The organism is Monashia sp. HAY1-5C (assembly GCF_056755255.1).
On the sequence record NZ_JBPGXG010000010.1, the window covers coordinates 1 to 18,961 of the forward strand.

General features: G+C 72.3%; 18 protein-coding genes, 1 tRNA gene, 1 other RNA gene and 2 pseudogenes. 15 read left to right on the forward strand and 7 right to left on the reverse strand.

Going from position 1 to position 18,961, the window contains the following annotated elements:
• Positions 1-124: 124 nt before the first annotated feature.
• The 8 genes from ACR9ZK_RS02720 to ACR9ZK_RS02755 all read left to right on the forward strand — a co-directional run bounded on the left by ACR9ZK_RS02720 (position 125) and on the right by ACR9ZK_RS02755 (position 5,674).
• Positions 125-541, forward strand: coding sequence for a DUF3052 domain-containing protein (locus ACR9ZK_RS02720; protein ID WP_481339941.1), 417 nt, complete (start codon positions 125-127; stop codon positions 539-541).
• A 139-nt stretch (positions 542-680) separates the two neighbouring features.
• Positions 681-1,256 (forward strand): peroxiredoxin, encoded by a 576-nt coding sequence (locus tag ACR9ZK_RS02725; RefSeq protein ID WP_481339943.1) that lies wholly within the window; start codon positions 681-683, stop codon positions 1,254-1,256.
• 40 nt (positions 1,257-1,296) lie between these two features.
• Positions 1,297-1,369: transfer RNA gene (locus ACR9ZK_RS02730), tRNA-Val, on the forward strand.
• Position 1,370: 1 nt separating this feature from the next.
• Positions 1,371-2,273, forward strand: coding sequence for a Nif3-like dinuclear metal center hexameric protein (locus ACR9ZK_RS02735; protein ID WP_481339945.1), 903 nt, complete (start codon positions 1,371-1,373; stop codon positions 2,271-2,273).
• Entirely contained in the window at positions 2,189-3,010 is an 822-nt protein-coding gene (locus ACR9ZK_RS02740) for a zinc ribbon domain-containing protein (protein WP_481339947.1), read from the forward strand. Before ACR9ZK_RS02735 ends, ACR9ZK_RS02740 begins: the two co-directional genes overlap by 85 nt.
• Before the next feature lie 19 nt (positions 3,011-3,029).
• Positions 3,030-4,043: a reverse transcriptase-like protein gene (locus tag ACR9ZK_RS02745; RefSeq protein ID WP_481339949.1), complete on the forward strand. Its 1,014-nt coding sequence runs from the start codon at positions 3,030-3,032 to the stop codon at positions 4,041-4,043.
• 24 nt (positions 4,044-4,067) lie between these two features.
• Positions 4,068-4,481 (forward strand): rhodanese-like domain-containing protein, encoded by a 414-nt coding sequence (locus ACR9ZK_RS02750; protein ID WP_481339951.1) that lies wholly within the window; start codon positions 4,068-4,070, stop codon positions 4,479-4,481.
• Complete coding sequence (locus ACR9ZK_RS02755; protein WP_481339953.1) at positions 4,478-5,674, forward strand: O-succinylhomoserine sulfhydrylase; 1,197 nt, start codon at positions 4,478-4,480, stop codon at positions 5,672-5,674. Before ACR9ZK_RS02750 ends, ACR9ZK_RS02755 begins: the two co-directional genes overlap by 4 nt.
• An 82-nt stretch (positions 5,675-5,756) precedes the next feature.
• Here ACR9ZK_RS02755 and ACR9ZK_RS02760 read toward each other — a convergent pair whose 3' ends face one another.
• Both ACR9ZK_RS02760 and ACR9ZK_RS02765 read right to left on the reverse strand, forming a co-directional pair.
• Complete coding sequence (locus ACR9ZK_RS02760) at positions 5,757-6,848, reverse strand: ArsB/NhaD family transporter (RefSeq protein ID WP_481339955.1); 1,092 nt, start codon at positions 6,846-6,848, stop codon at positions 5,757-5,759.
• A 4-nt stretch (positions 6,849-6,852) separates the two neighbouring features.
• Complete coding sequence (locus ACR9ZK_RS02765) at positions 6,853-7,602, reverse strand: YaaA family protein (RefSeq protein WP_481339958.1); 750 nt, start codon at positions 7,600-7,602, stop codon at positions 6,853-6,855.
• Between the two features lie 149 nt (positions 7,603-7,751).
• On the opposite strand from ACR9ZK_RS02765, the gene ACR9ZK_RS02770 reads away from it, so the two are divergent.
• Complete coding sequence (locus tag ACR9ZK_RS02770) at positions 7,752-9,188, forward strand: RNB domain-containing ribonuclease (protein WP_481339960.1); 1,437 nt, start codon at positions 7,752-7,754, stop codon at positions 9,186-9,188.
• 55 nt (positions 9,189-9,243) lie between these two features.
• Here the strand turns inward: ACR9ZK_RS02770 and ACR9ZK_RS02775 are convergent, their stop codons facing one another.
• Complete coding sequence (locus ACR9ZK_RS02775; RefSeq protein ID WP_481339963.1) at positions 9,244-10,113, reverse strand: hypothetical protein; 870 nt, start codon at positions 10,111-10,113, stop codon at positions 9,244-9,246.
• A 275-nt stretch (positions 10,114-10,388) separates the two neighbouring features.
• Between ACR9ZK_RS02775 and ACR9ZK_RS02780 the strand changes: the two genes are divergently transcribed.
• Entirely contained in the window at positions 10,389-10,766 is a 378-nt protein-coding gene (locus ACR9ZK_RS02780; RefSeq protein WP_481339965.1) for an STAS domain-containing protein, read from the forward strand.
• Here the strand turns inward: ACR9ZK_RS02780 and ACR9ZK_RS02785 are convergent.
• Entirely contained in the window at positions 10,735-11,148 is a 414-nt protein-coding gene (locus tag ACR9ZK_RS02785; protein ID WP_481339968.1) for an ATP-binding protein, read from the reverse strand. The genes ACR9ZK_RS02780 and ACR9ZK_RS02785 overlap by 32 nt on opposite strands.
• A gap of 68 nt (positions 11,149-11,216) precedes the next feature.
• Here ACR9ZK_RS02785 and ACR9ZK_RS02790 point away from each other — a divergent pair, with 68 nt between their 5' ends.
• The 3 genes from ACR9ZK_RS02790 (at position 11,217) to ACR9ZK_RS02800 (ending at position 14,150) form a co-directional block, all read left to right on the forward strand.
• Entirely contained in the window at positions 11,217-13,016 is a 1,800-nt protein-coding gene (locus ACR9ZK_RS02790) for a GAF domain-containing SpoIIE family protein phosphatase (protein ID WP_481339971.1), read from the forward strand.
• A gap of 49 nt (positions 13,017-13,065) precedes the next feature.
• Positions 13,066-13,462, forward strand: an RNA gene (gene rnpB, locus ACR9ZK_RS02795) — RNase P RNA component class A.
• A 337-nt stretch (positions 13,463-13,799) separates the two neighbouring features.
• Entirely contained in the window at positions 13,800-14,150 is a 351-nt protein-coding gene (locus ACR9ZK_RS02800; protein WP_481339974.1) for a hypothetical protein, read from the forward strand.
• A gap of 411 nt (positions 14,151-14,561) precedes the next feature.
• Here the strand turns inward: ACR9ZK_RS02800 and ACR9ZK_RS02805 are convergent.
• A pseudogene (locus ACR9ZK_RS02805) lies at positions 14,562-15,017 on the reverse strand (hypothetical protein); the annotation flags it as partial.
• Positions 15,018-15,086: 69 nt separating this feature from the next.
• Positions 15,087-15,746, reverse strand: a complete 660-nt coding sequence (locus tag ACR9ZK_RS02810; protein WP_481339977.1) for a hypothetical protein — start codon at positions 15,744-15,746, stop codon at positions 15,087-15,089.
• 322 nt (positions 15,747-16,068) lie between these two features.
• Between ACR9ZK_RS02810 and ACR9ZK_RS02815 the strand changes: the two genes are divergently transcribed.
• Positions 16,069-16,548, forward strand: a complete 480-nt coding sequence (locus tag ACR9ZK_RS02815; RefSeq protein WP_481339979.1) for an Asp23/Gls24 family envelope stress response protein — start codon at positions 16,069-16,071, stop codon at positions 16,546-16,548.
• Positions 16,549-16,840: 292 nt separating this feature from the next.
• Here ACR9ZK_RS02815 and ACR9ZK_RS02820 read toward each other — a convergent pair whose 3' ends face one another.
• Positions 16,841-18,118, reverse strand: coding sequence for a fatty acid desaturase family protein (locus ACR9ZK_RS02820; protein ID WP_481339983.1), 1,278 nt, complete (start codon positions 18,116-18,118; stop codon positions 16,841-16,843).
• 344 nt (positions 18,119-18,462) lie between these two features.
• Here ACR9ZK_RS02820 and ACR9ZK_RS02825 point away from each other — a divergent pair.
• Positions 18,463-18,894, forward strand: a pseudogene (locus tag ACR9ZK_RS02825) (SPFH domain-containing protein); the annotation flags it as partial.
• Positions 18,895-18,961 lie beyond the last annotated feature (67 nt).

Here is an 18,961-nt window from a genome sequence, read left to right on the forward strand (position 1 = left end):
CCTGCCGCCCCACCCTGCTCGACCTCTGCTCGACCTCTGCTCGACCTTTGCTCGACCCGCACGCCATGTGCACGACCGGCCCGCGCCACCTGGACGGGCCCAATGACCGAGAGGACCGGTGACAGTGAGCGCGACCGCGGGAGCGGCGTCCCTCAGCAAGCTCGGATTTGCCAAAGGGCAGATCATCCAGGAGTTCGGCTATGACGACGACGTCGACGACGACCTGCGGTTCGAGATCGAGGACGTCATCGGCACCGAGCTCGAGGACGAGGACTTCAACGACGGCGCCGACGGCGTCATCGTCTGGTACCGCGACGGCGACGAGGATCTCGTCGACCTCATGGTCGATGCCCTCACCAAGCTCTTCGACAAGGGGTTCGTCGTGCTCCTGACGCCCAAGGCGGGGCGGCCCGGGCACGCGGACGCCAGCGTCGTCGAGGAGGCGGCGTCGACGGCGGGCCTCGTCACGGGAGGGCAGGTCAACGTCGCGACGAACTGGACCGCCTCACGGCTCATGCCGCCGAAGGGCCCGCGCCGCTGAACGTCGGTGTCGGCGGCTGTGGCGTGCAGCCCCCGCTCGACCGGACGCCCACGCCTCCGACGGTGGCGAGGGGCTGTCGCGAGGGTGCTGCGTGGGCGTCCCCGACGAGGCGGGACGACGAGGTGGGACACTCGGTGGCATGACGAACGCGCCATCGCTCCACGCGTCCGCCCCCGTGGCCCCCGGCGACCTCGCCCCCGACTTCACGCTCGTCGACCAGTACGGGGTCGACATCAGCCTGTCCTCGGTGCGAGGCGTCAAGAACGCCGCCGTCGTGTTCTACCCGGCGGCGTTCTCGGGCATCTGCCGGGGCGAGCTGCGCGAGATCCGCGACGGCCTCGAGGACTTCCAGACCGACGACATCCAGGTGTTCGCCGTCTCCTGCGACTCGATGTACACGCTGCGCACGTGGGCCGACGCCGAGGGCCACTTCTTCCCGCTCCTGTCCGACTTCTGGCCGCACGGGGAGGTCGCGCGCCGCTACGGGGTCTTCAGCGAGGAGGACGGGTTCGCCCTGCGGGGGACGTTCCTGCTCGACCGCTCCGGCCGCGTCGTGTGGTCCGAGGTGCGCGGCATCGGCCAGGGCCGCGACTTCCGGGAGTACCGCAGGGCGGTCGCGGCGCTCCGCGCGACGGACACGTCCCGCGCGACGGACGCGTCCCGGGCGTCGGACACGTCCCGTGCGTCGGACACGTCGGGCGCCTCGGCCCGCTAGGCTGACGGCCGCCCGGCAGGACACCGTCCGCGTCGGGCGGGGGCCTGTAGCTCAGCTGGTAGAGCACCGCGTTTACACCGCGGGTGTCGTCGGTTCGATCCCGGCCGGGCCCACATGCTTGACGTGACGCTGCGCGACGTCGTCGCGATCCTCGAGTCGCTCTACCCGCCGGACACCGCCGCCGACTGGGACCGGGTCGGCCTCGTCACGGGCGACCTCGACCAGCCGGTGCGCACGATGATGTTCGCGCTCGACCCGACGCTCGCCGTCATCGACGAGGCCGTCGCGTGCGAGACCGACCTCCTCGTCACCCACCACCCCCTGCTGCTGCGCGGGGTCCACTCGGTGGCGACGACGACGGCCAAGGGTGCCTCGGTCACCGCGCTGCTCGCCGGTGGCGTGGCCCTCTACGTGGCCCACACGAACGCCGACGTCGCCGACCCGGGGGTGTCGACCGTGCTCGCCGACGCCCTCGGGCTGACGAGCCAGCGGCCCCTGACCCAGGTCGGCGGGCGCGATGCCGGACGCGTCGGCGAGCTGCCCGTCGCGCGGTCGCTGCGGGCGTTCGCCGAGTCCCTCGCCGACGTCCTGCCCCCGACCGCCGGGGGCGTGCGCGTCAGCGGCGACCCCGACGCCGTCGTGCACCGGGTCGCCGTCATGGGCGGCTCCGGGGACGACCAGTTCGACGCCGTCCGCGCCTCCGGCGCCGACGTGTACGTCACGGCCGACCTGCGTCATCACCCGGTGCTCGAGGCCCGCGAGGAGGCTCGCGACGGCGCCCCGTACCTCGTCGACGCCGGCCACTGGGCCACCGAGTCGCTGTGGCTGGCGAGCGCCCGCGAGCGGGTCCTCCGGGCGTTGGGGGAGGACCCGACCCCCGGTGCCGAACCGACTAGGGTCGTGGGCAGACTCTCGACTCTGCGCACCGAGCCGTGGACCTTCGTCGTCGGTGCCAACCGAGCCCACCCGGACGCGGGCCCCGCCCGCGACCGGACCGATCCCGGAGGTGCGTCCTGAAAGCCGACCCGTCCCGCCAGTGGCGCCTGCTCGACCTGCAGGCGATCGACACGCGCCTGGACCAGATCGCGCACGCCAAGGCCAACCTCCCGCAGCTGGCCGCCGTCGACGCGGCACGGCGGGAGGTCGGTGCCCTCCAGACCGAGGTCGTCAACGCGCGTACCGCGGCCGACGACGTCCAGCGCGAGCTGACCAAGTCCGAGCAGGACGTCCAGCTCGTGCGCGACCGGGCGGCCCGCAACCAGTCGCGGCTCGACGCCGGCCAGGGTTCGGCCAAGGACCTGCAGGCCCTCCAGCACGAGCTCACCTCCCTGGCGCGCCGCCAGGCCGAGCTCGAGGACGTCGAGATAGAGGTCATGGAGCGCGCCGAGTCCCTCGCGGCCCGCGTCACCGAGCTCGAGCGGCGGCACGCCGAGGTGGCCGAGGGGCTGGCACGGCTCGAGGCGGAGCGTGACGCGTCGCTGGCCGAGCTCGACGCGGAGGCGTCGAAGGTGGGAGGTGGGCGCGCCGACGTCGTGGCCGGTGTGGGCGACGACCTCGTCAGCCTCTACGAGAAGATCCGCGCCTCGAGCGGTGGCCTGGCGGCCGCCGCGATCTCGCACCGGCGGTGCGGTGGCTGCCGGCTCGAGCTCAACCGGGTCGACCTCGACCGCATCCGCAGCACCCCGCAGGATGAGGTCCTCCGCTGCGAGGAGTGCCGACGCATCATGGTGCGCACCGCCGAGTCGGGCCTGTGAGCCGATCGGTGAGCCGCCGGTGAGCGCGAGCTCCGGGCGCCGCCTCGTCGTCGAGGCCGACGGCGGGTCGCGGGGCAACCCCGGTGTCGCCGGCTACGGCGCCCTCGTCCGCGATGCCGAGACCGGCGCGGTCCTCGTCGAGCTGGCCGAGCCGCTGGGCAGGCAGAGCAACAACGTCGCCGAGTACTCCGGTCTCGTGGCCGGGCTGACGGCTGCCGCCGACCTGGCCAGCGGGCCGCGGGTCGTCGCGCGCATGGACTCCAAGCTCGTCGTCGAGCAGATGTCGGGTCGCTGGAAGATCAAGCACGAGGACATGCGCCGGCTCGCCCTCGAGGCCCGCGACGTCGTGAGGCGCATCGTCGACGCCGGTGGGTCGGTCGAGTTCGAGTGGGTGCCGCGTGAAAGGAACAAGGCCGCCGACGCGCTGAGCAACGAGGCGATGGACGGCAGGAGCGTCCGGCGCGTCCGCGCGACGGGCGGCGACGGCGCCGAGGACGCCCACGGACCGGAGGTCCTCGAGCACGCCGTCCACGCGGCCGAGGCGGTGGCCTCGTCCGCGGCTCCCGGGGCTGTGGTCGGCGCGGCGACGCGTCCGCTGCGGCTGCTGCTCGTCCAGGTGCCGCACGACGAGGGCGCGGAGCCGCGGGTCCTCCGGGCGGTGCAGCGGCTCGTCGGGGCCGACGCGCGTGTCGTCGGCTCGGCCGAGCCGACCGCGCGCCGCCTCGCCGAGGCGGTGGCGACCACCCTCGACGCGTCGGTCGCAGCGACCGCCGCCTGGGACGGCACCGCGCCGGGCGAGGGCGCCGACGCCCGGGTCCGTGAGGCCTACCGCGGGCTGGCGGCCGAGGGCGGCACCGTCGTCGCCGTCACCTCGCGCCGCGGTGTCCTCTCGGTGCTCGCGGAGGTCCTCGCCACACCGACGGAGCGGTTCTGGGCCCTGGCGACCGCGCCCGGCAGCCTCTCGGCGGTCGAGGTGTGGGAGGACGGCTCGGCGTCGGTGGCTTTCACCAATCGGACCGACCATCTCGCCTGACGGACCGCGTGCGATAGTCGGCGCATGAGCTATGCCGGTGACGTGACGCCCGAGCAGGCCTGGGCCGCACTGCGTGACGAGCCGGGGGCCGTGCTCGTCGACGTGCGGACCCGGGCCGAGTGGACCTACGTCGGGCTGCCCGACCTCGGCGAGCTCGACAAGGAGGTGCTCCGCGTGGAGTGGCAGCGCTTTCCCGACGGCCGGGTCAACGACGCCTTCACGAGCGAGCTCGAGGCGGCGGGGGTCGCCAAGGACCGCCCGGTGTACTTCCTGTGCCGCTCCGGTGTCCGCTCCGTCGCTGCGGCCGAGGCGGCGACCGCGGCCGGATGGAGCAGCTCCTACAACGTCCTCGAGGGCTTCGAGGGGCCGCACGACGACCAGCGCCACCGCGCTGTCTCGGGGTGGAAGGTCGCGGGCCTGCCGTGGGTGCAGGGATGAGCGAGATCACCGCGGGAGAGGTGCGCCAGGACTGGCGCCCGGACACCCTTGCGGTGCGAGGGGGCCTGTCCCGCAGCGGGTTCGAGGAGACCTCGGAGGGCCTGTTCCTGACCTCCGGCTTCGTGTACGACACCGCCGAGGACGCCGAGGCGGCGTTCAAGGGTGACGTCGACCGCTTCGTCTACTCCCGCTACGGCAACCCGACCGTGGCGATGTTCGAGGAGCGGCTGCGACAGATCGAGGGCGCCGAGGCGTGCTTCGCCACCGGGTCGGGGATGTCGGCGGTGTTCGTCGCGCTCGCGGCCCTGCTCGGCCGGGGCGACCGCGTCGTGTCCTCGCGGGCGCTGTTCGGCTCGTGCTTCGTCATCCTCGACGAGATCCTCCCACGGTGGGGTGTCGAGGCGGTCTTCGTCGACGGCCCCGACCTCGACCAGTGGCGGGAGGCGCTGTCCGAGCCGACGACGGCGGTCTTCTTCGAGACGCCGAGCAACCCCATGCAGGAGCTCGTCGACATCGCCGCCGTCAGCGAGCTGGCCCACGCGGCCGGTGCGCAGGTCGTCGTCGACAACGTCTTCGGCACGCCGGTCTTCAGCAAGCCGCTCGAGCACGGCGCGGACATCGTCGTGTACTCGGCGACCAAGCACATCGACGGCCAGGGCCGCGTGCTCGGCGGCGCGGTGCTCGGGCCGAAGGAGTTCATCGACGGCCCGGTGCAGAACCTCATGCGGCACACCGGACCGTCCATGTCGCCGTTCAACGCCTGGGTCCTCGTCAAGGGCCTGGAGACGATGTCGCTGCGGGTCGAGCGGATGGCCGACAGCGCCCTCGAGGTGGCCCGGTTCCTCGAGTCCCACCCGCGGGTGACGCGCGTCGTGCACCCCTTCCTCGAGTCGCACCCGCAGCACGAGCTCGCCAAGCGACAGATGCTCGCGGCGGGCACCGTCGTCACCTTCGAGATCGACGGCGGCAAGGACGAGGCCTTCGCGCTCATGAACGCGCTCGAGGTCATCGACATCTCGAACAACCTCGGCGACTCCAAGTCCCTCGTGACGCATCCGGCGACGACGACGCACCGGCGCCTCGCCCCGGAGGCGCGGGCCGCCGTGGGGATCACCGACGGTGTCCTGCGGGTCTCGGTCGGCCTCGAGGACGTCCGCGACCTCGTCGACGACCTGCGTCGCGCCCTGGGCTGAACCCCCGCGTGCCGGCTGCGGTTCCGCGTCCGGCCGACGGGAGCCTGCCGGGCCCCGGCTGGCGGGAGCTGGGCGGCGCCGCTCAGGCAGTGACGGCGAGCGTCAGTGTCGTGACCGCGACGACGACCACCGCGCACAGCAGGCCGGTGCGGGCCACCCGCCCTGCGTCGACGGCCAGCCCCGCCGAGCGGCACCGCTGGGCCCACAGCAGGGTGGCCACCGAGCCCCACAGGGTGACGATCGGGCCGGTGTTGACCCCGACGAGCAGCGCCGCGAGCCGGGCCGGGGAGTCGGCGACCGTGGGCTCGAGGGCGAGGTAGGCGGGAAGGTTGTTGATGCCGTTCCCGGCCAGCGCGCCCAGGCCGCTCACCCGGAGCAGGTCGGTGACGCCGGTGCCGGCCCCGACGAGCGTGCGCAGCCAGCCCTCGAGACCTGCGCGGAGAGCCGCGTCGACGACGACGAACAGGACGCAGATGCCCAGGACGGTCAGCCACGGCATCCGGATGCGGCGCAGCAGCTCCGGGGCGCGCCAGTACGTGGCGGCGAGGAGGAAGAGCGCAGCGGGCACCGAGGCGAGCGCGGGCTGGACGCCGGCGACGAACGCGACCGCGAGCACGCCGCACGTCCAGGCCGTCATGACCATGAGCAGGTGGTCGTGGGGCTGGGCCCGGGGCGGGGCCTCGTAGCGCAGCCGCAGCTCGCGCCGGTGCAGCAGCCACAGCACCGCCACGGTGGCCACGACGGCCGCGACCGACGGGGCGGCGAGCAGGCGCAGGTAGCCCCAGGTCGAGATGCCGAGGTGCGCGAACGGGTGCAACGACAGCAGGTTGGTCAGGTTGGAGACCGGCAGCAGCAGCGAGGCCGTGTTGGCCAGCCAGAGCGTCGTCATGGCGAAGGGCAGCGGCGGCGCCCCGACCTGCCGGGCGACGGTCACGGCCACCGGGGTCAGCAGCACCGCCGTCGTGTCGAGACTGAGCACGACGGTCGAGCAGACCGCGAGGACCACGACGAGCAGCCAGAGCACCTCGACCCGGCCCCGCGCCAGACGCGCGGCCCAGTGGGCGGCCTCGTCGAAGAGGCCGGCGAGGTCGCAGATCTCGGCGACGAGGGTGATGGCCACGAGGAAGACGAGGATGGGGGCCACCCGGTCGACGAGCTGCGCCAGGTCGAGCACGGCCTCAGTCCCTCGCCGTGGCGGCCAGCTGCCAGGCCTTTCCCGGGCGCTCGGGCCCGGTGAGGGTCACGGTGAAGCGCTCGGACAGGGCGTCGGCGAGGGCCTCGGGGGTGCGCGGCGCCTCCCGGCCGACCAGCTCGCGCGCGACGAGGCCGCGGGTGTGCTTGGCCATGTGGGACGCGCCGGGCACGGTGACGTGGACGGTGCGGCGGGCGACGTGGGCCGGCGGACGCCACATGGCGGCATAGGTCGTGGAGCGGCAGTCGACGACGAGACCGCGTTCACCCGCAGCCCGCTCGAGCACGGGCGCCAGGTGCGGGCGCCACACCCGGTCGAGCGCGCCGACGCCCGGCACGTCCGCGCAGACGTGGACGCGGTAGGCGGGGATGCGGTCGGTGAGGCGGACCGCGCCGAACAGCGCGGAGATGACCACGATGCTGCGGTTGGCGCGCCGTCGGGCCGCGGCGTCGAGGGTCGGCAGGTCGAGCGCCTTGTACAGGACCCCCGAGTACACGTCGGCGGCGACCCGGGCCGGCCCGGTGAGCAGCCGGGTGTTGCGCTCGACCTCCTCGACGAGGTTCGGGCTGACGCCGAGGACCTCGGGGGCGCCCGGCTCGGCGCTGACGGCGGCCACGGCGCGCACCGCGTCCTCGCGCAGCGGCGTCAGCTCGGGGAAGGACAGGGAGCCGAGGTCGAGCGGTCGCCCTCGCCGGGCGGGGGTCTTGCCCTCGGACGGGGGCAGGAGGATGAGCACGGGGGTCAGCCTAGGCACTGGCGCGAGAACGCGGCGCACCCTCCCACGGCGCGGGCCGGCGAGTCGGGAACCGACGAAAGTCCCTCGTGCGGCGACGCCGAACGAGCGAGCCGGCACCGCGCGTCGGGCCGCGTGCATAGGGTGGCGCCATGCCCTCGAGACACATCGTCTTCCGCCCGGCGCCGACGCCGGGTGACGTGGCGCAGGCCCTGACCACCCGCTTCGAGGAGATCCGCCGGGAGGCACAGCTGCCCGACAGGTTCCCGGCCGACGTCGTCGCCGAGGCCGCAGCCGCCGCCGGGAACGCGGCGCTGCCCGAGCGCGACGAGACCGCCGTCCCGTTCGTCACCATCGACCCGCCGGGGTCGATGGACCTCGACCAGGCCCTGCACCTCGAGCGCTCCGGCGATGGCTACCGCGTGCGCTACGCGATCGCCGACGTGCCGGCCTTCGTCCGCGCCGGGGGAGCGGTCGACGCGGAGGCTCGCCGACGCGGACAGACGGTGTACTGCCCCGACGAGCGCGTGCTGCTGCACCCCAAGGAGCTGAGCGAGGGCGCGGCGAGCCTGCTGCCGGACCAGGTCCGCCCCGCGTTCGTCTGGGACATCCGGCTCGACGCCGACGCAGAGAGCACCGCGGTCCAGGTCTTCCGGGCGATGGTGCGCAGCGTGCGTCGCCACCACTACGCCGAGGTGCAGGACGCCGTCGACGACGGCTCCGCCGACGAGGTCCTGATGCTGCTCAAGGAGGTGGGCGAGAAGCGGATCGCCTTGGAGCGCAACCGGGGCGGCGCGTCGCTGCCGATGCCGGAGCAGGAGGTCCGGGAGGACGGCTCCGGCGGGTTCACCGTGTCCTTCCGGCCGCTGCTGCCCTCCGAGGACTGGAACGCCCAGGTGTCGCTGCTGACCGGCATGGGTGCCGCCGAGCTCATGCTGCGCGGCAAGGTCGGCATCCTGCGAACCATGCCGCCGCCCGACGAGCGTGACCTCGAGCGCTTCCGGCGGCAGGCCGAGGCGGCCGGCGTCGCGTGGCCCGAGGGACTGTCGTACGGCGAGTTCCTGCGCACCCTCGACGGCACCGACCCGCGGCACCTCGCCCTCGTCCACGAGGCGACGACGCTGTTCCGCGGCGCCGGCTACACGCCGTTCGACGGCACCGTGCCGGCACAGGCGGGCCACGCCGCCGTCGCCGCCCCGTACGCCCACGTCACGGCGCCGCTGCGCCGGCTCGTCGACCGCTTCGGTCTCGTCGTGTGCGAGGCGCTCTCGGCCGGCACCGAGGTGCCCGCCTGGGCTCGCGACGCGCTCGCCACGCTGCCGGAGGTCATGGCGGCCTCGGACCGTCGGGCCAACCAGGTCGAGCGGGCCTGCACCGATGCCGTCGAGGCGGCCGAGCTGGCCGGGCACCTCGGTGAGGAGCTCGGCGCGGTGGTCCTCGCCGCGAACGGGCAGGCTGTCGTCGTCCAGCTCAGCGACCTCGCGGTCGTCGCCAAGGCCACCGGGGCGGCGCGTCCGGGGGACTCGGTGCGCGTCCGCGTCGACGCGGCCGACGTGTCGACGGGAACGGTCGGCCTCGCCGTCGTGTGACGCGTCGGCGCCGGCGTCGTCCCTCGAGGACGGGCCCTGTCCCGCTCCGCCGCGGTCAGCCGGTGAGTGCCGCCGCGTTCGCGGGCGCCGTTCCGTTCGGCGCGGGCTGGGTGCCCGTGCCGGTCGAGGGTGGCGTCGTGGCTGCCGGGGCTTCGGTCGTGGGCGGCGTGCCCGAGGGACCGCCGGTCGAGGCGTCCGGCGCGGTTGTCGGGCCCGGGGCGCCGGACGTGGAACCCGGCATCGGCGTCCCCGTCGGGCCGCCCGTCGGGGTCGGGGCGGTTGTCGCAGGAGTCGTCGGTGTGGTGCTGGGGTGGGTGGTGCCGGTGCTCGGGATGCCGGAACCGCTGGAGGCGGCCGAGCCGCCCCGGGAGGGACCCTCCACGAGGTGGGCCGCCCCACCTCGGCCGATCGTGGTCCCGGTGACCTGGGCCCCGGTCGTCAGCTGGACGCCGGTGAGGACGACGGCGGCGACGGCGAAGAGGGCCCCAGCCGTCGTGAGCAGGCGTCGGGTGCCGGTCCGGTCGGGCAGGCGCAGCCAGAGCGAGCTGCGTCGGGCCAGGGGGCCGCGGCCGTACGCGCGGCCGAGGGTGCCGCGGCCGTAGGCGCGGGCGAGGACGACTGCCTCGCGGGCACGCGCCATCGAGTTGGTGTAGAGGTTCGCAGCCACCGCGGTGACGACCGAACCGATCGCGGCGCCGGCGATCGTGCCCAGCAGGCCCAGGCGTGAACCGAGCGCGGCGGCGGTCGCTGCGGCCAGCGAGCCGCCGACGAGCTGGGTCAGCGACAGGTCCAGCAGGCGTGGACGAGGGGACGGGTCCTGGGTCCCGCTCGCCAGCGGTACCTCGACTGGTCGGTCCGCGAGCAGGGGCCGGGCCCGCTCCGGGATCGGTCGGGTGGGGGCTGATGGGGGAGAGGTCTGCGTCATCGTCCTGAGGGTGCAGGTTTCCGTATGGTCGTCACCCGTCCCCGTTGACGAGCCGGGGCGGCGCCGAACGTCGTCCCTCGCAGGGAGGACGAGCGACGAGCCGTCGTCGTTGACGTCCGGACGGGTTTGTGACCCGGGTCACAGGTCGGGTCGACGGCTCGTGCGGGTGGCCACGGGGCCCGCACTGCACACAAAAGGGGCGGCGCAACCGGTGACGGCAGCCCCCGCCCCGTCCTACGGTGGAGCAACAGTGGGACGTTGGGGAGAGGAGCCAGGTGGACGTCGCGGTCTCCGTCGAGGAGAGCAGCATCCGTGTCCGGCTGGCCGGTGAGGTCGACACGTACACGGTGCCCGACGCCCGGCTCGCGTTCGACTCGCTCGAGCTGGTGCCGGGGGCCACGGTCGTCGTCGACCTACGCGACGTGACGTTCCTCGACTCGTCGGGGCTCGGCGCCGTCATCGGCCTCCACCACCGGGCCAGGGCGGCTGGAGCCACGCTGCGGCTCGTCTGCTCCGGGGTGTCACTGCGCCTCGTGCGGCTGACCAACCTCGACCAGGTCATCGAGGTCGAAGAGGTCGACGAGGTCGACGAGGTCAGCGCCCCGCTCGAGCCCGAACCGTCTACCGAGGGCGGGGCGGTCGCGGCAGGTTGACGTGCAGGCGCACCGTGGTGCGCGCCGGCGTCGCCTCGATGTCGAGCCGGTCGGTCAGGGACTCGGCGATCCACAGGCCCCGGCCGCTCACCGCGAGGTGGTCGGCGTGTCGGACGCTCGGCGTCGAGCCCGTGCCGTCGCCGTCCTCGACCGTGAAGACCAGGCCCTCGCCGGTCGCGTCGATGCGAAGCCGGCCGTGGCCGCCGCCGTGGACGATGCTGTTGACGGCGACCTCGTGCACGGCGATCTCGGCGTCGCCGACGCGGTCGGGCACCCGCCCCACCGTGACCGTGCGGACCACCTCCCGAACCCGGCGCAGGTCGTCCGGGCCGAAGTCGAGGCAGGCCAGCTCGGCGTCGCCGTCCACGGTCGGCGTGGTCATCGTTCCATGGTGGCACTCCGTGGCCCATCTCGGGGACGACGACGCCCACCGACTGACAGGATGTGCCCATGACCGCGAGGGAGCCGGGCCCGAACAGGCACCCCGCCATTGCCGCGCGGCTCGCGGCCCTCGCGCGCACGGTGGCCCGTCTCGGGGCGGCCACGACGATGGACGACCTCACCGAGATCGTCACGGAGCGCGCCTCGGAGGTCATCGGGGCGACGCGCGCCGTGCTCGCGCTGCGCGACGGGCCGGACCTGCTGCGGACCGTGGGCACCCACGGGATGAGCGCGAGCCTGGTCCGGCAGTGGGCCGTCTTCGACCTCGACGCCCGGACGCCGATGACCGAGGCCGTGCGGCTGGGGCGCACGATCGTCACCGAGAGCCGCGCCGACATGGTCGCGCGCTACCCCGACCTCGACGACGACGGCACCGAGCGCTCCAGCGTCACGCTTCCCCTCCTGTCGCCCGCGACCGGCGAGGCGATCGGTGCGGTCGGGTTCCGGTTCGAGGGCCGGGTCGGGCCTCTGGAGCCGGAGGAGCTGTCGGTCCTCGGCGTCCTCGCGGAGATGTGCGCCCAGACGATCCGGCGGCTGCGTGCCGAGCAGCAGAGCGCGGCCCGCGCCGCCCAGCTCGAGTTCCTCGCCGACGCCTCGCAGGCGCTCGCCGGCAGCCTCGACTACCGCGAGACCCTGCGACAGGTCGCCTCGCTCGCCGTGCCCACCCACGCCGACTGGTGCTCGGTCCAGCTGCTGGACGACGGTGTCCTGCGCACGCTCGCCGTCGCGCACGTCGACCCCGAGAAGGTCGCGCTCGCCAAGGAGCTGGAGACGCGCTGGCCGCCGGACCTCAACCGCCCCGGGGGTGTCGCCGAGGTCGTCCGGTCCGGCACGAGCCTGCTCGTCGAGGCCGTCACCGACGAGATGCTCGTCGCGTCGGCGCGCGACGAGGAGCACCTGCGGATCGCGCGCGAGCTCGGGCTGCAGAGCGCGATGTCCGTGCCGTTGCTCGCCAAGGAGCGGGTGCTCGGCGTGCTGAGCTTCGTCGCGGCGGAGTCGGGTCGCAGGTACACGGCCGAGGACGTCTCGTTCGCGGAGGACCTCGCCCGCCGAGCCGCGCAGGCCATCGACAACGCCGACCTCTACTCCCAGACGCGTCGCGTGGCCGCCGTGCTGCAGGCGACACTACTGCCGCACCAGATGCCGGAGGTCGCCGGCTGGGGCTTCGGGGCGGTCTACCGGCAGGCCGGACGGACCGAGGTCGGTGGCGACTACTACGACGTCGCGGCACTCGAGGACCAGCGGCTCGTGGCCGTCGTCGGCGACGTCATGGGCCGCGGCGTCGATGCGGCGCTCGGTGGCTCGCGGATGCGCTCGGCCGTGCGGGTGCTGGCGACCCAGCACCCCGAGCCCGACGCGCTCGCCCGCGCCGTCGACCGGCTCATGGCCGTCGAGGCGCCGACGCCGATGGCCTCGGCCGTGTACGTGCTCTTCGACCCGGCCACCGACATGCTGTCGATGACCGTCGCCGGTCACCCGCCGCCGTTGCTCATCCGGCGCGGAGAGGGCCGCTACATCGAGGAGCACGGCTCGCCGGTGCACGGCCTCGGGACGGTGCCGCGCCCGGTCGTCAACCTGCCCTTCGGCATCGGTGACGTGCTCCTGCTCTACACGGACGGGCTCGTCGAGCGCCGCGGTGAGGCCATCGACGTCGGGCTGGGTCGGCTGCGCGACCTGGCCGAGCGGTGCTTTCGCGACGCCGGCCCGGACGCCGACCTCGACGCCGTCCTCGACGACCTCGTCGAAGCGGTCACCGACCCCGACCGCCACGACGACGTGGCCCTGGTCGGGTTTCGACGCGTCGCCTGAGGGGCGGGGCGGCGCCGGTGGGGGCCGGCCGCCTATGCTGGTCCGCGGATGAGTCGGCCAGGCGGTCGCGTCAGGGCCTCGGCCCTGCCGAGGAACGTCCGGGCTCCGAAGGGCAGGGTGGTGGCCAACAGCCACCCGGGGTGACCCGCGGGACAGTGCCACAGAGAACAGACCGCCGGAGGCCTCGGCCCCCGGCAAGGGTGAAACGGTGGTGTAAGAGACCACCAGCGCCCCAGGCGACTGGGGCGGCTCGGTAAACCCCACCCGGAGCAAGTCCAGACAGCGCACGATCGACGCCCTCGGGCGTCGGGAAGACCGGCCCGGTCGAGTGTGCGGGTAGGACGCTGGAACCGGTCAGCAATGGCCGGTCGAGATGGATGGCCGCCACCGCGGATGCCGGCAACGGCGTCGCGGGACAGAACCCGGCGTATCGGCCGACTCATCCACTTTCAGGCCTCTGACCTGCGGTTATGCCCGGAGGGCCCCTCGGCAGTCCGCAGATAGTCTGCAAGATTTCCGAAGACGAGGTCCACGGCGTCCCGCGTCCGGTCGCCAGAGTCGGGCCAGATATGGCTGTAGGTGTCGCGCGTTGTGACGGGCATTCGTCGCGGGTGTTTGGTCACGATCATTCTGACCGAGGGCTCCCGGTGCCCAGGTTCCACTCGCGGAGGTCGAGGCTCCAGCGTCTCAACGAGATCGAATTGTTCGTGCCAGCAGCTGAGTTGTGCTCGGGAGCGGGCCGAGCGACCCGCTCGCCCCCCCCGCTGGGACCAGAATGGATACATGACGTTCGTCGAGGTCGCGATCGCGGACCTGGCTCAAGAGCCGATTCGACAGAGTGATGCTCACCTCGATCTAGAACGCGTCGCGTTCTACGCGGATCACCTGGCCGACTCGGCGCCTGTCGTCGTCTACGACATAGAAGGCTGCCTGCTGCTGGCTGACGGTTATCACCGAGTAGCTGCGGCCCGACAACTCCGCAGAACGGTCATCTCGGCAGATGTACGAAAAGGCACCCGAGCTGATGCTTTGCGTTTCGCCGCGGACCTGGCGCGGCAGCAGCGCGGGCTTCCGAAGGAACAGATTCTCGCCGCCATCATGCGAAGGGCCGACGGCCGTACGGGATCTCAATGACATCGGGACGATCGCTCGGCTCGCCGCATGTGCGCGCGTTGCCGCGATACTGAACGCGTGAATCCCTCCGTGCTGAGTGCCTTGCTCGTGGTCCTGGCCGTCGGAGCCGCCAGCCTTTGGGTGCTGTCGGATGCCCGGTCACGGGTGAAGCTCGACCGACCCGTCGTCGCCAGGTTCGGTGATCTCACGGTTGATAGGCCGGAAGTGTGGGCGGCCCTATGCCTACTGGTGATGGTGCTGTTCTTGCCGCTTTACCTCGTGGCCCGCAGCGCCGAGTAACCCAGCACACTTTGCACGCCCTCTCATCGGCTACCTAGAGAGTGGGGCCAGGTTCTGGCCTGGCCGGGCCGGGGCTCAGGTGCCCGGGGTTTGTCGCTCGCACATCGGCTGCCCAGCGTCCGTTTGTGGCTCTCATTTGGCTTGCGCAGCCTCGGGCATCGCCAGGGCCGGGAGAGTCTCAAGAGAGGAATGCGCTGCCTGAAGTAGCGGTGCCCTCCCGGCAAGGGTGCCGGCTGCTGAGCTCTGGGAGACGATGCTTGCCAGCCGGCCGGCGGCATCCCACGTCTGCGTGGTGGTCGTCGGCCGCTGGGCGATGCTGGTCGGGTTCGCGTCCTTGTCGCGGCCGAGGGTGGTCGTGTTGCCGAGCCAGTCGCTGATCGTGGCCAGTTGCCCCGCGTCGTCGTAAGGGCGGGTGACCGTCTTGCCGTTCGGGTAGGTGAGCCTGGTCAACAGCCCGGACAGGTTCCAGCTGTAGCCGACGGTTCGTCCAGCCCTGGGCGTGGACGAAGTGATGCGGTCCAGGTCGTCATAGGTGAACGTGCTGGTTCCGGACCCATCAGTGCGACTCGTGACACGGCCCAGGACGTCATAGCTGTAGCTCTCCGCCGGCGTCGCTCCGTCGTCGTAGGAGACGCCGGTGAGCCTGTCGAGTGCGACCTAGGTGTTCGTAGTGACGCGCCCGGCAGGGTCGGTGACGGTGGTCAGGTTGTCGTTGCGGTCCCAGCTGTAACCGGTGACGCGTCCCAGCGGGTCGGTGCTGCTCGCAGGTCTACCGACCGGGTCGTACGTGTAGGTCGTCGCGTTGCCGCCCGCGTCGGTCCGGGACTTGAGCTTCCCGTCCTTGTCGTAGGCGAGAGCGACGGTAGAGGCGTCCGGCGCAGTCGTCGTCCTGACCAGGCCCGTCGTGGTGTAGGCGTAGGCCGTCGTGTGGCCCAGCTGGTCGATCGCGGCGGTGATCCGGCCGCTGTCGTCACGGGTGACAGAGGCGGTGTGCCCGAGCGAGTCCTCGACACCGGTGGCGCGCCCGGTCGCATCGTAGCTGTATGTCGTGGTGTTCCCGCGCGGGGACGTGGCCGTCAGCAGGCGGCCGGCGTCGTCGTAGGTGAACCGAGTCGTGTTGCCGGCGCCGTCGGTGATGCTCGCCAGGCGGTCGGTGCAACCGGTACGAGGTCGAGGGTACCTGCCGGTACCGGGTGCGTTGGTGCGGTCGGTGACCGTCGGTGAGGTCCTCGAGGTTCCGATCGGCGACTGTCGCGCGGTCGGGCCGGTGGCCCACCGCAAGCCGCCGACCGAGGCTTGACGGGAAACGCCGTTCACCGGCAGTCCTCGTGAATCCGAGCGCTGGACCGGAGCTCGCTCGGCGCTTCCCGGCGACACGTCTTGGTGCTGGTCGCAGTGCCCCCAAGCCCTTGTCAGCCGGCTGAGCCCGGCTGACAGCTGGCCGTTGTCGCTCGGCGAACCGTGGCGCGGCCGCGAGCACCGAAACCGGCTGGCGGGCCGGCGGCGCTTCATCAAGGTCCGCCGCGACCGACGTCGGTCGCGCCGTGGCGCCCGCGGGTAGGTGGTGAGTGCAGACGGACGTCTCACCACTTGTGGCCTTCGCTGCCGTGACCTCCCCTCCATATGAAGGAGCCCCGCGATGAGCGACACCCAGAGCCCGACCGGCTCAAGCTCGGCCGCCGTTACCAGTACCGAGGCACAGTCGCCGCTGGTGACGAAGCTGGGCAGAACCACCATCGCCGACACCGTGGTTGCCAAGATCGCCGGCATCGCGGCCAGTGAGGTGCCCGGCGTCCATGCCCTCGGTGGCGCCACGGCCCGGGCGGTCGGGGCCTTCCGTGAGCGGATGCCCGGTGGCCACGCCAGCCAATCGCAGGGCATCTCTGTGGAGGTGGGCGAGCGGCAGGCCGCCGTCGACGTCCAGCTCGTCGCCGACTACGGCGTGGCGGTGACCGACCTCGCACGGGCCATCCGTCGCAACGTGATCTCGGCGATCGAGCGGATGACCGGCCTCGAGGTGACGGAGGTCAACATCGACGTTCAGGACGTGTTCCTCGAGAGTGACACCGAGAGCTTGGACGAGGATCAGAGCAAGGGCGGCAAGCGCCGAGTCCAGTGATGGCGCACCCGGGCGGCACGGGAACGGGTCGGGAGGCGAAATGGCCACCTCCGATCCGGCGGGGTGATGTTCGGACGCGTGCCTGTTCGCGCATCTGTTCACGGCTTCGGCTCGACGCCTCACCCTTTCTTCCCGGGCCTGAAGCGTCGTGTGCCCAGTTGAGACCCAGCATCGGCGTGCGAGCGCAGCGCGAAGTGTCGGCTCCTGTCGGGCTGCGCGAGGGGTCCAAGCGTTCGACGAGGTGGGCGTCACGCGCGGTGTGCTGGCCCCCTCGGCGCGCCGGACGCTGCGCTCATCCCAAGTTGGCGACGAGCGGCAGTGCGGGGCGCCGCGGCGGCACCGCGGCGTTGGCGGCCTTGGCGCCGGCCGGCTTGGGACGGTTGGGCAGCGCGAGGCGGAAGACCTTGGCCCAGGCCTGGCCGACCTGCTTGGGCAGCGGGCCGGTCGTGTAGGGAAGGCCGTAGCGCTCGCAGATCTCGCGGACCTCGACGGCGACCTCGGCGTAGCGGTTGCTCGGCAGGTCGGGGAAGCAGTGGTGCTCGATCTGGTGGGACAGGTTGCCGGTCATGATGTGCATCAGCTTCGAGCCGGAGATGTTGGCCGATCCGAGCATCTGGCGGATGTACCAGTCGCCGCGCGTCTCGCCCTCGATCTCCTCCTCGGTGAAGGTGTCGACACCGTCGGGGAAGTGGCCGCAGAAGATGACCGAGTGCGCCCACACGTTGCGGATCGCGTTGGCCGTGAAGGTGCCGAGCAGCGCCTGCTTGCCGGAGCCGAACGGCACGGCGGCAAGCGGGGTGGCGGCGTAGTCCTTGGTGAACTGACGCACCACCTTGCGACCCATCGCCTTGAGGTCTCGCTTGAGGTCCTCCTTGGACTTCTCGCCGTCCTTGACGGCCTCGAGCTCGAGGTCGTAGATGGCGATGCCCCACTCGAAGAAGGGCGCCAGGACCATGTTGTAGAGCGGGTTGCCGAGGTTGCCGGGGTGCCACGGCTGGTCCTCGGCCATGCGCAGGGTGGAGTAGCCCACGTCCTTGTCCTTGCCCAGCACGTTGGTCCACGTGTGGTGCAGGTCGTTGTGGGTGTGCTTCCAGGCGGCGGCGGGGGTGACGAAGTCCCACTCCCACGTCGTGGAGTGGATGTCGGGGTCGCGCATCCAGTCCCACTGGCCGTGCAGGACGTTGTGGCCGATCTCCATGTTCTCGAGGATCTTGGCGACCGACAGCATGGCGGTGCCGGCAACGAAGGCGCTCTTCTTCTTCGAGAAGAGCAGCGTGGCCCGGCCTGCGACCTCGAGGGTGCGCTGGATGCGGATGACACGGCGGATGTAGGCCGCGTCCTTGGCCCCGCGCGTGGCGATGATGCGGTCGCGCACGGCGTCGAGCTCCTGGCCGAGACGCTCGACGTCGGCCTCGGACAGGTGCGCCGCGGCGCTCGGGCGCTTCAGGGGTCCTCCGGACGCCGCGAGGACGGGCTTACGGACCCGGATCGCCGGGGCGGTCTCGGCCGCGGCGGCCCCGGCGGCGCGGGTCGGCGCCGTCGTCTTCGGTCGGTTCATGGTGGCGGTCATCGGTGGTTCCCTTCCTAGATGTCCATGTGGACAGGTCCCGCGGCCGCGTTGACGCACGTCTGGATCAGGTCCTGAACTGGGTCATGACCTCCATTGTGGCCTCCAGGGCCCTTCCGAACTAGGGGGTGAGGCGTAGGCTCTCGCTGTCAGAACTGTTTCTCCACGACAAATTCTGGGATCAAGCCCTGTCGAACGCCACATCGAACCGACCATGGTTTGTTGCTCTCCGCGGAAGTGGCAACCTCGACCCCCGGTTGTGTGGCTCCGTCAGCCGACCCACGTAACGCCATACAAAGCTCGTCAGCCGATCGGCCACGGAACACGCCTGCTTCCCCGAACGGCGCGTCGAGCTGAAGGACATCCAGCTGCCCGACAGCATGAAGCGTGCGATGGCTCGCCAGGCGGAGGCGGAGCGGGAGAAGCGAGCCAAGATCATCAGCGCCGAGGGGGAGTCGCTCGCCGCGGCGGCGCTGGGCGACGCCTCCGACACGATGATGGCCCACCCTCTCGCCCTCCAGCTGCGCAACCTGCAGAGCCTCGTGGAGCTCGGCGTGGACAAGAACACCACAGTTGTGTTCCCGGCGCCCTTGATGAGCACCATCGCCGAGCTCGGCAGTTTCCTTGCCCACGAGGCGGCCGCAGCCGCGACGTCCGCGCCGTCGGAGCGGCCGCACCCACCTCCTCCCCGCCGTTCACCGGCAAGCCCCTCACGGAACCGGCTGCCCCGCAACCCACCCCGACGCGGAGCGGCGTCTGACGCCTTGCGGTTGGTGTGATGGCGGCTTCCGGCTCGGGCTGACAACGCTCCCTAGCCCCAGTCGCCCTGAAATCGGGTTGGGTAGT